This is a genomic window from Microbacterium mitrae (genome assembly GCF_008017445.1).
Taxonomy (GTDB): Bacteria; Actinomycetota; Actinomycetes; order Actinomycetales; family Microbacteriaceae; genus Microbacterium; species Microbacterium mitrae.
This window is the reverse complement of sequence record NZ_VRSW01000002.1, coordinates 191928-206826: the sequence shown is the minus strand read 5'-3', so window position 1 is coordinate 206826 and position 14899 is coordinate 191928. Positions and strand designations below refer to the sequence as shown.

The window sequence follows — 14899 nt, the reverse complement described above, 5'->3', positions numbered from 1 at the left end:
GACACCGGCAGGCGTTGACCCGCCCACCCGCGCTCACGCGCGCGATAGGCACTACGACACCAGCCGAACGCGGCGAGGCGCCGTACCGCTACGAAACTCCCACCACCGGCCCGGCCGTGCAAAGGGTGGGGTGGCGCGCTCGCCGGTGAGTAATCGCACATCGGCAAGACACTCGGCGGCGACGATGAGGGTTCCGGTGTTTCGCAATCGCTCCAACACCGCCCACGCCCGCTGAAATTGGTCAGGGTCTCCCACCAGAACGGTGCGGGAAAGGTTGAGAGATTCGGCCGCCGCGGCATCACCGACCGCAACAATCGTCCACTCAGCACCCCACGCCTCGTGAAGAGCCGCAACATGCTGGTGCACGCCCCGCGCCACGATACCGATCGGGCCGTTGCCGGGGTGGAACACGGGCGCCGGGTCGGCCTGCGCGGCTTCACGGCGAGGCTCAACGAGGGCAAACTGCACCTCGGCTCCTGCCATCAACGCCCGACCAGGCGGCTTTTGCGGATCATGATCTGACGAGGTTCCGCCGGCCGCAATATGGTCGAGCTTGCTGGGAACAGCCAGCAACACTCGGCCAGGCAACAGGTCGGCGACGCGCGAGAGCACACCCGAGGCGCGCTGCGCGGTGAGCACCCAGGTCTGACCGCGCGAGCCTGCGGCACGCACCAGTTGTTCGAGCCGTTCGCCGGCCTCGCGCGCGAACGGCTCTGGCCATGCGGCGAGTGCCGAATCAACGTCGTCCCATACGATTAGCGTCGCCCGGCTGGTAGGCAGCGTCTGCAGGCAATCCCACGCACTCTCCAGGTCGGCTGGCACCCGAATCGTATCCGGGTGGCTGTGCTGCATGAGCTGAGCGAGCGAGGTCTTGCCGCTGCGCGGCCCGCCAAGCACCCACCACCCGCGCTCAACGCCAGGCTCAATGACCACCGGCACGCGGCGCAGATTCTCGGTGTCATCCGCAATACCCACGGCGACGCCGCGTGCCGGCGTCGGCAGGTCGGCTACCGCGACCCGCACCGGCAGTGGCTCCCACCAGGAATCTTGGTGTGCCGCGACCGGCAGGCGGGCCGCAATTCGCGCGACATCGTCTGCGGTGCTCAGCGCACTTCGAAACCGTTGCGGCAGCGAATCGGCGGCGCGACGCACAAACGCGACGCCCTTGCCTTCGATACCGCCACTGATCTGCGCGGCATCGTCGGAACCAATGATGGCGCGGGCATCGGTCGCGTCGGTGACCCGCAAAGCGATACGCAGCGGGGTATTCGCGAGCGTCGCGTCTTTGATGGTTCCGGCCGCGCGCTGGGCACCAAGAATCAGATGCATGCCGAGCGCACGGCCGCGCGCGGCAATATCAGTAAAGACCGCGTCAAGTTCGGGCAGCTGACGAAGCATCGCGGCAAACTCATCGACGATGATCACCAGACGCGTGAGGGCGACGCGAGCATCGGTGATGTCTCGAGCACCCGCCGATGCGATGGCACTCTCCCGGCGCCGGATCTCTGCCTGCAAGCTCAGCACCGCACGCCGCGCCATCGCACCGTTGAGGTCGGTCAAGATTCCGGTCACGTGCGGTAGCGCGAGCAACGGATCAAACGCGGTGCCTCCCTTGAAATCGGCCAACAGCAGGGTCACTTGCTCGGGCGTGTAGGCCTCGCACAGCGCCAGTGCCCAGCTCACCAGCAACTCGCTCTTGCCCGACCCGGTGGTTCCGACAACCACCGCATGCGGCCCGTCGTTCACAATGTCGACCGTGACCGCCGTACTCCCGGAGCGGCCCAGCGCAACCGGCAACTCGCGGTGTGGCTCCCCCGGGTGTTGTGCGAGGTCGGCGAAGTACACGATCGGTTCAATCGCCCGCGCCTCGTTGGCTTTTGCTGCCAGCACCTGTGCGATCGCGGTAGCCTGCAGCCCCGCGATGGCCTCGGCAGCAACCTCATGGCGAAGCGAGTCTCGGCTCACCACTCCGCGCAGGTCTGCCCCGATGTCGATGACCGTGCGGCACCCCGCGGGCAACGGGTCACCGGGCAAGCACCAGTTCAGCGAGATGGCGGCGGGGATGGGCTCTGCCACAGCAACCGCCAACACGCGAGCGGCCGTCGAGTAGCGCACGTGCGGCAGGGCCACCATCCACTCCTCGGCCTGCTCCCCCAATACGATCCGCAGCTGTTCCGGCGCGTGAGTGCAGCATGCCTGCAGCACGAGCGCCCGCAGCACGGCGCGAGCCACCAGCGGCTCACCCCGCACGCAGACGCCGCCGTCGAGCGGCAACACCAGCGGCGCCCGTTGCAGTGTCGTGGCGTACTGGCGCAGCTTCTGCGCCTCATCGCCATCGATACCGCGCGCCACTTCGAGCCCCATGCCCATGGTTCCGGCCCCCACGACCACCGTGCCCTCGCGTTGCGGATGCACGCGCCAAAACTCCTCCTCACGCTCGGTCAGCCGTGAAAGATCGGGGTGCGTGCTCCAGCGCAGGGCGCGCTCGGCGTCGTGTTGCGTGTCGATTTGCGCGGTCACCGCGGCGACCGCCTGCCGAATCTCCTTGCGATACCGGCGTGCATCCGCACGTTTACCGCGGGCCGCATCCAGCATCGTCGCCACCAGCATGACCGGGCCGAGAGCGGCAAACATCAGCGCGATCACCGACTGGGTGAGCAAGTACATGCCAAGCCCGCCGAGAATGGGAACCACGGCAGCCGCCAGCGGGATCGCCGACCGTTTGCGAGGCGCGGGCGGGGCAGGCAGGGTCAGCGGCGCGTCAGCCGTCGGCTGGGCGGCAGTGAGAACGTAGCTCATGCCTCCATCGTGCGATCAGACGTGATCGGCGTGAGACCCTGCGTGGCCGATGGGGAAAAGCGTGGCGGACTACTCGGCTGGGGAGGAACGATTGACGTCAACAACCACAATGGTGACGTTATCGCGTCCGCCGTTTTCAAGCGCAGCCTTGAGCATGGCCTCGACCGCATCACGCGGGTCGGGATTCTGTGCCAGAAAGTGGCCGATGCCGTAGTCAGTGAGCTCTTTCGTCAATCCGTCGGAGCAGATCACAAAACGGTCGCCGTCGACAATCTCGACACGAACATAGTCGGGCGAGACGCTTTCGCTGGGGCCAACGGCACGAGTAATCACGTTGCCGTAGGGGTGGTTTTCTGCCTCTTCGGCGCTCAGCCGGCCGGCAGCCATCAGCTCTTGCACCACGGAATGATCGGTGGTGAGTTGGGTCAGCCCGCCGTCGCGCAGCAGATAAACCCGGGAGTCACCAATATTGAGGGTGACCCAGGACTCGGTGGCGATGTCAGTATCGAGGTAGATGCCGGTCAGCGTCGTACCGGTACCCTCATCGGTGGTCTCGGGGTGTGCCGCGATGTCGGCAACCGCCTTGGTGAGCGCCTTCTCGATGGTGATGGGCGAAACGTTGCCCTTCTTGGCCATCGCGCGCAAACGGTCAACGGTGCTCGCGCTGGCGATCTCGCCACCAATGTGGCCGCCCATGCCGTCGGCGACGACGAAGAGCGGAAACGCGGTGAGGAAGGCATCTTGATTCGTCTCACGACGGCGACCAGTGTCGGTGGTTCCGTACCACGACAGGGTGACATTATCGCCACTGGCGAGCGTCACGCTCTGAGTCGAGGTTGCGTCAACGGCGTTGGCCACGGCCGAAACCCCCATACATAGTGTTGCCAGCGCGGGACTGCACCGGTGTGTCCATCCTAAAGGACACGCCGCTCGGCGGTCCGCAGCGACGTGGGAATTGGGGAGAGTTTGCGCTCATGCCGTAACCAGCTGCCACTCGCGTTCTGCCCGGCTCAGCTCGAAGCCGTTTCGCGATGCCCAGTCGAGCAACTCAGTCGCGCTACCAATGTGCGCGCCCGATTGCGCGAGCGCCCGAACGAACGCGCCCTTGGCGTGCTTGTTGAAGTGATTGAGCGCTCGAACCTGCCCGCCTTCGGTGCGAGTAACCACACGCACGAAGGCGGATGGAACCTCAGAAGGAACGGGGCCAAGGGCAACATACGCTTCGCTTCGCAGGTCGAGAATGAAGTCGGCGTTCGCCTCGGCGATGGCTTTCGTCGTCTCCCGCGCCCAATGCGCCTTCATCGAGGCGAGCCCAGGAAGACGTACGCCCGCACCCAACCGATACGAGGGAAGGCCATCCCCCGCGCCCACGGGCCCGAACGGTGCCGAATGAATCAGCACGTGATCTGCCAGCCACTCGCGTGCGCCAGAATCCAGCGTTGCGGCATCAAGAGCGTCAAACAGTACGCCAGTGTAGCGATCCATCGCTGGCATAGTCGGCGCCGACCACAACGCCGCGTTCACGGCCACCTCACCACGCTGACGCGGCGACAGCTTCAGCACCCGCGCAGCGTTCTCCTCGTCGGCGCTCAGCGCAACAAGCGCATCCAGCGCGGCGCGGCGCTGTGGTTCCAACGACGTCAACCGCAATGCGGCGACATCGAGGGGCGGTCCGGAACCATCGGGGTGCTTGGTCTCGGAGGGCGGGAGGAGAATCAACATGGCAATCCTTGGAGATGCAGAAAGCCGCCCACCGGAGACCGGCGGGCGGCTTTCTGACTAGTCAATCAGGAGACGAGTGCGGCGTGGCCAGCAACAATCGTGACGGTTGAACCCTCCATCGAGAGGAATCCATCCTTCGCGGTAGCGGTGATCTTCTCGCCAGCCGAGGTGGTGATACGCACCTGACCTTCGGCGAGAATTGCCAGCACAGGCTCGTGGCCGGTCATGAACCCGATTTCGCCTTCGACGGTCTTGGCGACGACAAGCGACGCCTCTCCCGTCCAGACCTCTGCGTCAGCAGAGACGAGGCTCACGTTGAGGGCCATCTCAGCCGTTCTCCTTCTGGATCTTCGCCCACTGCTCTTCGACGTCGGAGATGCCACCGACGTTGAAGAATGCCTGCTCGGCAACGTGGTCGAACTCGCCCTTGACGATAGCGTCGAACGACTCGATAGTCTCCTTGATCGGAACCGTCGAACCCTCCACACCGGTGAACTTCTTCGCCATGTAGGTGTTCTGCGAGAGGAACTGCTGGATACGACGTGCACGTGCCACGACGATCTTGTCTTCTTCAGAGAGCTCGTCGACACCGAGGATGGCGATGATCTCCTGGAGTTCCTTGTTCTTCTGCAGGATCTGCTTCACAGCGGTTGCGACGCGGTAGTGGTCGGCACCGATGTAACGCGGGTCGAGGATACGCGACGTCGAGGTCAGCGGGTCGATTGCCGGGTACAGACCCTTCGACGCGATCTCACGGCTGAGCTCGGTCGTTGCGTCAAGGTGCGCGAACGTCGTTGCCGGTGCCGGGTCGGTGTAGTCGTCAGCAGGAACGTAAATTGCCTGCAGCGACGTAATCGAGTGACCGCGCGTCGAGGTGATGCGCTCCTGGAGCACACCCATCTCGTCGGCAAGGTTGGGCTGGTAACCCACGGCAGAAGGCATACGACCCAGAAGGGTCGAAACCTCGGAACCTGCCTGCGTGAAGCGGAAGATGTTGTCGATGAAGAGCAGAACGTCCTGGCCCTGCACGTCACGGAAGTACTCAGCCATGGTCAGTGCCGACAGCGCAACGCGCAGACGCGTTCCCGGCGGCTCGTCCATCTGGCCGAAGACAAGGGCGGTCTTGTCGAAGACGCCTGCCTCTTCCATTTCGTGGATCAGGTCGTTACCCTCACGGGTGCGCTCGCCAACACCGGCGAACACCGACACACCACCGTGATCCTGCGCAACACGCTGGATCATTTCCTGGATCAGAACGGTCTTACCGACACCGGCACCACCGAACAGACCAATCTTTCCACCCTGAACGTAGGGGGTCAGCAGGTCGATCGACTTAATGCCGGTCTCGAACATGGTGGTCTTCGACTCAAGCTGGTCAAAGGCCGGAGCCTTGCGGTGGATACCCCAACGCTCCGTGACCTCGATGGTCTCGCCGGGTGCGAGGTTCAGAACCTCACCCGTTGCGTTGAACACCTTGCCCTTGGTGACGTCACCGACGGGAACCATGATGGGCTCACCGGTGTCGCGCACCTCCTGGCCGCGGACGATGCCGTCGGTGGGCTTGAGCGCGATGGCGCGAACGAGGTCGTCACCGAGGTGCTGAGCAACCTCGAGGGTGATCTCGGTCGACTCTTCGCCGATCGTGATGGTGGTCTTGAGTGCGTTGTAGATGTCGGGGATCGAGTCGTGCGGGAACTCGATGTCGACAACCGGTCCCGTAACGCGTGCGACGCGCCCGACGACCGCAGTCTGAGCTGCCGTGGCGATGTCAGTCATGGTCTTCTCTTTCGTGATGGTCTTTAGGACGCCAGAGCGTCCGCGCCGCCGACGATCTCGGCGATCTGCTGCGTAATCTCTGCCTGGCGCGCGTTGTTGCGGAGGCGGGTGTAGTCCGTGATGAGCTTGTCTGCGTTGTCACTTGCCGACTTCATCGCCTTCTGCGTTGCGGCGTGCTTTGCGGCAGCCGACTGCAGGAGAGCGTTGTAGACGCGGCTCTGGATGTACACAGGCAGGATCGAGTCGAGAACCTGCTCGGCGTCCGGCTCGAACTCGTACAGCGGGAACACCTGAGTTGACGCGGCTTCCGCTGCATCGGCTTCCACAATCTCCAGCGGGAGAAGGCGGACGTTCTCAGGCGACTGCGTCATCATGCTGACGAAGCGGTTGTAAACGAGGTGAATCTCGTCAACGCCGCCCTCTGCGTACTCCTTGCGGAACGACTCGAGGATCGAGGCCGAGATCGCCTCGGCCGTTTCGAACGACGGGTTGTCGGTGTCGCCAACCCAGTCGGCCACCCAGTCCATCTTGCGGAACTGGAAGTAGCCAACGGCCTTGCGACCCACGAGGTAGTAAACGACTTCGCGTCCCTGCTCCTTGAGCATTTCGGCGACTTCGAGAGCCTCACGGAGAATCTGCGAGTTGAACGCACCAGCCAGGCCTCGGTCTGCCGTGAAGATCACAACCGCGGAACGGCGGATCTGGTCGGGCTCGCGAGTCAGCGGGTGATCGACGTTGGAGTTGGTGGCCACGGCGGAGACGGCACGCGTCACGGCACGCGCGAAGGGTGAGGCCGCGCGAACGCGAGCCATTGCCTTCTGGATGCGCGAAGCCGCGATGAGTTCCATCGCCTTCGTGATCTTCTTCGTGGTCTGAGCAGAAGAGATCTTCTGCTTGTAGACCCGGAGTTGAGCGCCCATTATCGTCTCTTTCCGCCCGGCTTACGCCCGGCGACCCTTGACGATCTGCTCCTGGTTCACGTCTTCAGCGGATGCCGCGTCGTGCTCTTCACGGCCGAGACCGTCAATTGCCTGACCCTTGCCACCGTTGAACTCAAGGATGAACTTGTCGGTGACCATGTTGAGCTCGTCAACCGTTGCGTCATCGAGAACGTTGGTTTCGCGCAGACGCGTCAGAATCTCGGTGTTGCGGCGCACGTAGTCAAGCAGTTCACGCTCGAAGGGAAGAACATCTTCCACCTCGATCGTGTCGAGCTTGCCGTTGGTGCCGGCCCAAATCGAGACAACCTGCTCCTCAACCGGGTACGGCGAGTACTGCGGCTGCTTGAGCAGTTCGGTCAGACGTGCACCACGTGCCAGCTGACGACGCGAAGCTGCGTCAAGGTCGGATGCGAACATCGCGAAGGCTTCGAGCGAGCGGTACTGCGCCAGCTCCAGCTTCAACGTTCCGGAGACCTTCTTGATCGACTTGACCTGAGCGTCACCACCAACACGCGAAACCGAGATACCCACGTCAACGGCGGGACGCTGGTTAGCGTTGAAGAGGTCCGACTGGAGGAAGATCTGGCCGTCGGTGATCGAAATCACGTTGGTCGGAATGTAGGCCGAGACGTCGTTTGCCTTGGTCTCGATGATCGGAAGACCGGTCATGGAACCAGCACCCAGCTCGTCAGAGAGCTTTGCGCAACGCTCGAGAAGGCGGGAGTGCAGGTAGAAGACGTCACCGGGGTATGCCTCACGTCCCGGCGGGCGACGCAGCAGCAGCGAAACGGCACGGTAAGCCTCAGCCTGCTTCGACAGGTCATCGAAGATGATCAGGACGTGCTTGCCGCCGTACATCCAGTGCTGACCAATGGCAGAACCGGTGTAGGGAGCCAGGTACTTGAAGCCGGCGGGGTCAGACGCGGGAGCTGCCACGATCGTGGTGTACTCCATGGCGCCAGCCTCTTCCAGCGCACCCTTAACGGATGCGATGGTCGAGCCCTTCTGACCGATTGCGACGTAGATGCAGCGAACCTGCTTGTTGACGTCGCCGGACTCCCAGTTGTCCTTCTGGTTGATGATGGTGTCGATCGCGATAGCGGTCTTACCGGTCTGGCGGTCACCAATGATGAGCTGACGCTGGCCACGGCCAACGGGGATCATCGCGTCGATTGCCTTGATGCCGGTCTGCATCGGCTCGTGAACCGACTTACGCTGCATAACGCCGGGAGCCTGAAGCTCCAGCGCGCGGCGTCCTTCGGACACGATCTCGCCGAGGCCATCGATCGGCTGACCGAGCGGGTCAACGACGCGTCCGAGGTATCCGTCACCGACGGGAACCGAGAGGACCTCACCCGTGCGGGTGACTTCTTGCCCTGCTTCGATGCCCGAGAACTCGCCGAGCACAACAACACCGATAACGTTCTCGTCCAAGTTCTGGGCGAGTCCGAGGGTGCCGTCGCCGAAGCGAACGAGCTCGTTTGCCATGACGCCGGGCAGGCCCTCAACGTGGGCGATGCCGTCGGCAGCGTCAACGACGGTGCCGACTTCGGTCGCCGCAGCGCCTGCGGGCTCGTAGGCGGCGACAAAATCTTTCAGCGCGTCACGGATGACGTCGGGGCTGATGGAGAGGTCTGCCATTGTCTTCCTTCGTTTTGTGGGGCTCATCGCCCCGAAATTCTCCGCTTTCGCGGGAAGTCGTTTAGCCTGCGAGCTTCTGGCGCAGGTCCTCGATGCGCGACGAAATCGTGCCATCGATGACGTCATCTGCAATCTGCACGCGCAGACCGCCGACGACGGCGGGGTCGATAACGACGTTGAGCGAAATTCGCCCGCCGTAGTTCTTCGACAGGGCAACCGTGAGGCGTTCCTGCTGCTCAGCAGAAAGAGCCGAGGCGCTCGTCACGGTTGCGACGACTCCTCCGCGCTGCTGTGCGACAAGACGCATCGCGTGGGAAAGCATGGAGCGAACGCGACGACCGCGCGGATCCTGCACCAGCGACGAAACCACCAGCGTGGTTACTTCGCTTGCCTTGCCCGCGAGGAGCTTCTCGATAAGAGCGCCCTTCGCTTCGTCCTGACCCAGGCGTGAGCCGAGGGCAAGTTCAAGGGCAGGGTTCTCAGCGATCACACGCGAGACCGAGAAGAGCTCGCCTTCCAGGTCGACGCCCTCTGCGGCGCGCGATGCCGCGCGCACGCCGAGGTCTTCGATACCTGCGACGAGGTCGGCCGGGTTCGACCAGCGCAACGAAACGGCGGCGGTCAGCGCGGCAATGGTTGCCGGCTGAAACTGCGCGCCGAATACGGTTGCAACGACCCGCGAACGCGACGCGACCGAAGCCGTCGGGTCAGCAAGCGCTCCGCACAGCTGCTTCGAGGATCCGATGACCTGCGCGGCTGTGAACAGCTCGCGCGCGGTTTCCAGATCGACGGTCTGCGCGTCGAGAGCGATTGCCGCCGCCGCGAGTGCCTGAGTGGTAGCGCTACCCATTATCGGGTTGCCTTCTCAGAAGCCTCGAGGTCAGCAAGGAAGCGGTCAACCACGCCCTGTGCCTTCTTGTCGTCTTCGAGCGATTCGCCGATGACGTTACCTGCGAGGTCAAGAGCGAGCGTGCCGACCTCGCTACGGAGCGAAACGAGTGCCGCCTGGCGTTCTGCTTCGATCTGCGCGTGAGCGGTGGCCTGAACGCGTGCTGCCTCAGCGGTAGCGGCGTCCTTTGCCTCTGCAACGATCTTCTTGCCGTCTTCGCGTGCAGCGTCGCGGATGTCTCCCGCTTCCTTGCGTGCACTTGCGAGCTGAGCCGTGTACTCCTCCAGCGCGGCTTCCGCCTGGCGCTGTGCCTCGTCAGCCTTGGCAATGTTGCCCTCGATGGCAGCCGAGCGTGCATCAAGCAGCGCGGCCATCTTCGGGAGAGCAACCTTCCAAACGACGAAGAGGATGATCACGAAGCAGACGGCCGACCAGATGATGTCGTACCACGCGGGAATCAGCGGGTTAGGCGCTGCTGCTTCCTCTGCGGCCAGGACAAGAGCGTTAAGCATCCTGTCTCCTTACCTGTCTGAAGTCGAGTGAATTAGGCGGCGAAGATGAAGTGCGTGGCGATACCGATGAAGGCGAGCGCCTCGGTGAAGGCGATACCGATCCACATCATCACCTGCAGGCGACCCTGCAGTTCAGGCTGACGTGCAACACCCTCGATCGTCTTGCCGACGACGATACCCACACCGATAGCGGGGCCGATTGCCGCGAGGCCGTAGCCCACGGTCGAGATCGAGCCGGTGACTTCAGCGAAAACCGTAGTTGCGTCCACGGGGTTTTTCCTTTCGTTGGGAGGAACGGCTTATGCCGCTCCGCTCAGTGCTCTTCTGCGACTGCGAGCTGGATGTAGACCGCAGTCAGGATGGTGAAGACGTACGCCTGGAGGAAGGCCACCAGGATTTCAAAGAGGGTGTAGGCAAAACCTGCTGCCAGCGAACCGACACCAAGAATCGGGAACCATGACCCTGCAGAGAAGAAGAAGAAGTGCGTCGCTGCGAAGAACAGGACGAGCATCAGGTGGCCGACGATCATGTTCATCAGAAGTCGCAGCGTGAGCGTCACGGGGCGGATGATGAACGTCGAGATGAACTCGAGCGGCGTAACGATCAAGTACAGCGCTGCGGGCACACCGGCCGGGAAGAGCGAGTTCTTGATGAAGTTCTTGGGGCTCTTCTTCAAACCGGCGTAAATGAACGTGACGTACGAGATAACGGCGAGCAACAGCGGAACAGCGATGATCGAGGTTCCGGCGATGTTCATGAAGGGAATCACACCCGTGAGGTTCATGAACAGAATCATGAAGAACATGGTGGTCAGGATCGGAAGGAAGCGGTTGCCGTCCTTCTTACCCAACAGGTCGTGCGCGATGTTCACGCGAACGAAGTCCAGACCCATTTCGACAACCGACTGGAAGCGGCCGGGAACGACACGCATCTTGCGGGTACCGAGAACCAGCAACACCACAACCACGGCGGTTGCGAAGAACTGGATCAGGTGAATGCGGGTAATGACCAGCTCACCGATTTGGAAGACCGGCGCAGGGAAGAATTCCCAAATGGACGGTGCGTGGAAGCCATCGCCTTCAGCGGCGGCAGCGGCGATAAGACTCGCGGCGTTGTTCAACGTTGCGGCTCCAACTTCGGGGCAACACACAGGTGTCGCGACGATGGGTGAGACTGGATCATCCCGACACAGCACGCGTGCAGGGCACTGCGCGCAGTCGGGGGAACTCTCCTACCCTAGCAATAGTTCGTAATTCTCACGAATCGAGACGGAGATTATTTGGAGTCTTCCGACCCCTGGTTTTCGCGGCCGATTTCTTCTCGATCTGAGCGCTGCACAGAGCCGTTTTCGAGATCGTTTTCTTCGCCCGCGTCGGCCAGCGTTTCCGGCAGCGCAATCTCGATCGGAATGCGCATTTTCTGCATCACAACGACGTCAACGACAAGCGAGGCGAGCACCGTGACGACAAGCGCGACGTAGAAAATCTGGCTGTCGAGCCACGGCTGATCTTTGATGAGGAAGAACCCAACGAGAAAAATCACGAACTTTACGAGCCAACCACCCAGCACAATCGCGAAGAACAGCGTGGCGTACAGCTCGGTTCCGTTCCACCGGTTCGCAATCAGAATCGACAGCGCGGTGATCGCGAGAAACACAAAGCCGAACAGCACGCCGACAATCGCGCTCCACATGCCGTCTTGTGCGGCGAGCAGAAAGCCGACAATGCCGGCGATCACGGCGATGACGGCGTTGACGATGCCGCCAACGATCAGTGTCATTCGCAGCACGGGGTTACTCGCAACAGGAGCGGGGGTGGTCATGAGGCGTCCTCCAGATCGGGCGCAGTGATGATAGGTCGACGACGCGACGGGATGATCGTGACGACAAGGCAGGCGATGATTCCGACGACGCCAAAGATGACGCCGACCCACCACAGCCCCGGCCAACGGTCACGGGTCGCAATGTACATGAGCAGCACGGAGAGGCACACGACCGCCGTCCATGAGTAGAAGATGAGCACGGCCTCCATGGCGGTGTGACCATGATCGAGCATGCGGTGATGCAGGTGCTTGCGGTCGGGCGAAAACGGCGACTTGCCGGCACGGAGCCTGCGCATCACGGCCAGTCCAAAATCTGTCAGCGGCAGCGTGAGCACAACGACGGGCAGCAGAATCGGAATCAACGCACCCAACAGCTGCGATTCGCCCAGTCGATCATCGCTAATGGCATCGCTCAGCGCCTCGGGGTTTGCCTCACCGGTGATCGCGATCGCACTGGTCGCCATGAGCAGACCGAGCAAGAGCGCACCGGAGTCCCCCATGAACATCCGAGCAGGGCGCCAGTTGAGCGGGAGGAACCCGATGCAGGCGCCGATTATGGCGGCAGCAATGAAGGTGGCGAGCGACGAGTTTGTCGAGGTTCCGAAGTCTCGAACAAACATGTACGAGTACAGAAAGAAGATGACGTTGGAGATCAAGACGACGCCGGCGACCAGCCCATCAAGCCCGTCGATGAAGTTCACCGCGTTCATCACAATGACGATCACAAAGACGGTAAGACCGAACAGTAGCCAACTAGAAAGGACAGTGACTCCGCCGAACGGCAGGTAGTAGATCTGCAATCCGCCGTAGGCGACGATGCTCGCGGTGATGAACTGTGCCGCGAGCTTGATCATCCAGTCAAGGTCCCAAAGGTCATCGGCAATGCCGACCAACACAATGACGGTCGACGCGATAACGATCGCCCAGATGGACGCAGGTCTCTCCCAGAAGATCGCGAAGAACGGAACCTGGCTTGAGATGGCGATGGCGACCATGATGCCGACGTAAATGGCAATGCCACCGATACGTGGCGTCGGCGTAGTGTGAACGTCGCGCTCACGAATGCCGGGGTAGATCTTGAAGCGGTGGCTCAGGTGCCACACGACCCAACCGACGACGAAGGTAACTGCCGCCGTCAGGATGATGATGAAGAGGTACTGCCTCAAGACGCGCCGCCGGCTTCGGGTTCCGCGGGTGCGGGATCCGGCTCCAGCGCATCTCCGAGCACCTCGCGCAGTTCGGCGCGGGTCACGCCACCCTCGCGAAGCACGCGCACGATCCGCTCGCTTTCTGTCGCGGTGACGAGCTGCGTGGCATCGATAATCGTCGAGCTGAGCCCGACGCCAGCCTGGCCGCCGTCGAGGTAGACGCCGATGCTCTCGCCGAGCATGGCCTCAGCTTCAGCGATGGTGTTGGCCGCCGGCTGCCCGGTGAGGTTGGCGCTAGAAACCGCGAGCGGCCCGGTCTCTTGCAGAAGCTCGCGTGCCACCATGTTGTCTGGCATGCGCACCGCAACGGTGCCCTTGGTTTCACCCAGATCCCACGTCAACGACGGCTGCGCCGGAAGCACGATGGTGAGTGCTCCTGGCCAGAAGCGCTCCACGAGGGCGTCGACTTCGAGCGGAACCTCCGCAACGAGTGCACGCATCGCGTCTGTGGTTCCGACCAGCACGGGCGGCGGCTGGTTGCGGCCTCGCCCCTTCGCCTCCAACAGTCGGCGAACCGCAGCGGGCGAAAAAGCGTCTGCGCCAACGCCGTACACGGTGTCGGTGGGCAGAACGATGAGCTCGCCGCGGGCAACAGTTGTGCGGGCAGCACGCATGGCCGGCAGGAGCTGGGAGGCATCGAGGCAGTCAAAAACGGAAGACATGACCTCGCCATTCTAGGGCGCGCGGCTGGCGATTACGGGTGAACGGCCGTGGTGACTCGATCGCGCATGGTGAGATCCTGATGCGTTGCCGCCGACTGCCAGCCATCAGCCGTCAAAATCTCGCGGATCTCGGCGCCCTGCCATTCGCCATGTTCCAGCACGATGCTCGATCCCGGGTAGCCAAGGCGCAGGCCAACGCCGCTGATAATGCGAATGTCATCAAGCCCATCAGCGCCGCTATACAGCGCCTCCTTGGGGTCGTGAAGGCGCACCTCAAGGTCACGCGGAATCGCATCCGCTGGCACATACGGCGGGTTCGACGCGATGACTGCGACGGTGCCTGCCAGATCATCGAGCGCGTGGGCAAAATCGCCCCGACGTAGCTCAAGGTTGGTTGCGCCAACGCGCGTGACGTTTTTCGCTGCCCAACCGTGGGCGGCGGCCGACCGCTCCACGGCGACAACCCGGGCGTGCGGAACCTCGGTGGCCATGGCCAGCGCAATCGCGCCGGAGCCAGTTCCCAAGTCAACCGCAATGGGTTCTGGTGCTGCGACCGCCCAGAGCGCGTCGATGGCGTATTGCGCGACGATCTCCGTTTCGGGACGCGGAACAAAGACGCCGGGGCCGACGAGAAGCTCGAGGTAACGAAACGGTGCGGTGCCGGTGATGTGCTGTAGGGGTTCGCGAGCCGCGCGGCGCGCGATCACCGCGTCATAGGCGGCGAGATCGGCGTCCGAGAGGGTGTGACTGAGGGTCTCCTTGAGCTGAATGTCACCCCGGGAGGCGCCGAGAACGTGGGCAAGCAGGAGGGTCGCGTCGACGGCGGGGTCGGTAACGCCGGCCGTGGTGAGCGTTTCGCGAGCCGTCGCCAGCACGGCGGATACGGACTCGGCGGGGGTAGGCAACTCGGTCATCTCCCCCAGCTTAC

Annotated in this window: 15 protein-coding genes; all 15 read right to left on the bottom strand. The window is 62.9% G+C overall.

Annotation, left to right across the window (positions count from 1 at the left end):
- Positions 1-51: 51 nt before the first annotated feature.
- Positions 52-2799, bottom strand: coding sequence for an FtsK/SpoIIIE domain-containing protein (locus FVP60_RS07845; protein WP_147825720.1), 2748 nt, complete (start codon positions 2797-2799; stop codon positions 52-54).
- A gap of 69 nt (positions 2800-2868) precedes the next feature.
- Entirely contained in the window at positions 2869-3657 is a 789-nt protein-coding gene (locus FVP60_RS07840; protein WP_246132523.1) for a PP2C family protein-serine/threonine phosphatase, read from the bottom strand.
- Between the two features lie 114 nt (positions 3658-3771).
- Positions 3772-4521 (bottom strand): YaaA family protein, encoded by a 750-nt coding sequence (locus FVP60_RS07835; RefSeq protein WP_147825718.1) that lies wholly within the window; start codon positions 4519-4521, stop codon positions 3772-3774.
- Between the two features lie 65 nt (positions 4522-4586).
- Entirely contained in the window at positions 4587-4847 is a 261-nt protein-coding gene (locus FVP60_RS07830) for a F0F1 ATP synthase subunit epsilon (RefSeq protein WP_147825717.1), read from the bottom strand.
- Position 4848: 1 nt separating this feature from the next.
- Positions 4849-6297, bottom strand: a complete 1449-nt coding sequence (gene atpD, locus FVP60_RS07825; RefSeq protein ID WP_147825716.1) for a F0F1 ATP synthase subunit beta — start codon at positions 6295-6297, stop codon at positions 4849-4851.
- Positions 6298-6320: 23 nt separating this feature from the next.
- Complete coding sequence (locus tag FVP60_RS07820; protein ID WP_147825715.1) at positions 6321-7217, bottom strand: F0F1 ATP synthase subunit gamma; 897 nt, start codon at positions 7215-7217, stop codon at positions 6321-6323.
- A gap of 21 nt (positions 7218-7238) precedes the next feature.
- Entirely contained in the window at positions 7239-8879 is a 1641-nt protein-coding gene (atpA, locus tag FVP60_RS07815; RefSeq protein WP_147825714.1) for a F0F1 ATP synthase subunit alpha, read from the bottom strand.
- A gap of 61 nt (positions 8880-8940) precedes the next feature.
- Positions 8941-9729 (bottom strand): F0F1 ATP synthase subunit delta, encoded by a 789-nt coding sequence (locus FVP60_RS07810; protein ID WP_147825713.1) that lies wholly within the window; start codon positions 9727-9729, stop codon positions 8941-8943.
- Entirely contained in the window at positions 9729-10280 is a 552-nt protein-coding gene (locus FVP60_RS07805) for a F0F1 ATP synthase subunit B (RefSeq protein ID WP_147825712.1), read from the bottom strand. The genes FVP60_RS07810 and FVP60_RS07805 overlap by 1 nt, the downstream gene beginning before the upstream one ends.
- A gap of 32 nt (positions 10281-10312) precedes the next feature.
- Positions 10313-10549 carry an ATP synthase F0 subunit C gene (gene atpE / locus FVP60_RS07800; protein WP_147825711.1) on the bottom strand — a complete coding sequence of 79 codons (237 nt, stop codon included), beginning with the start codon at positions 10547-10549 and terminating at the stop codon, positions 10313-10315.
- Positions 10550-10593: 44 nt separating this feature from the next.
- Positions 10594-11400 (bottom strand): F0F1 ATP synthase subunit A, encoded by an 807-nt coding sequence (atpB, locus tag FVP60_RS07795; protein ID WP_147825710.1) that lies wholly within the window; start codon positions 11398-11400, stop codon positions 10594-10596.
- A 155-nt stretch (positions 11401-11555) separates the two neighbouring features.
- Positions 11556-12101, bottom strand: coding sequence for a Cg1360 family ATP-synthase-associated protein (locus tag FVP60_RS07790; protein WP_187240606.1), 546 nt, complete (start codon positions 12099-12101; stop codon positions 11556-11558).
- On the bottom strand, positions 12098-13267 hold the full coding sequence (locus tag FVP60_RS07785; protein ID WP_147825709.1) for an MraY family glycosyltransferase: 1170 nt from the start codon (positions 13265-13267) through the stop codon (positions 12098-12100). Before FVP60_RS07785 ends, FVP60_RS07790 begins: the two co-directional genes overlap by 4 nt.
- A complete protein-coding gene (locus FVP60_RS07780; protein WP_147825708.1) occupies positions 13264-13971 on the bottom strand; it encodes an L-threonylcarbamoyladenylate synthase in 708 nt (235 codons plus the stop codon). The genes FVP60_RS07785 and FVP60_RS07780 overlap by 4 nt, the downstream gene beginning before the upstream one ends.
- A gap of 32 nt (positions 13972-14003) precedes the next feature.
- A complete protein-coding gene (prmC, locus tag FVP60_RS07775) occupies positions 14004-14885 on the bottom strand; it encodes a peptide chain release factor N(5)-glutamine methyltransferase (RefSeq protein ID WP_147825707.1) in 882 nt (293 codons plus the stop codon).
- Positions 14886-14899 lie beyond the last annotated feature (14 nt).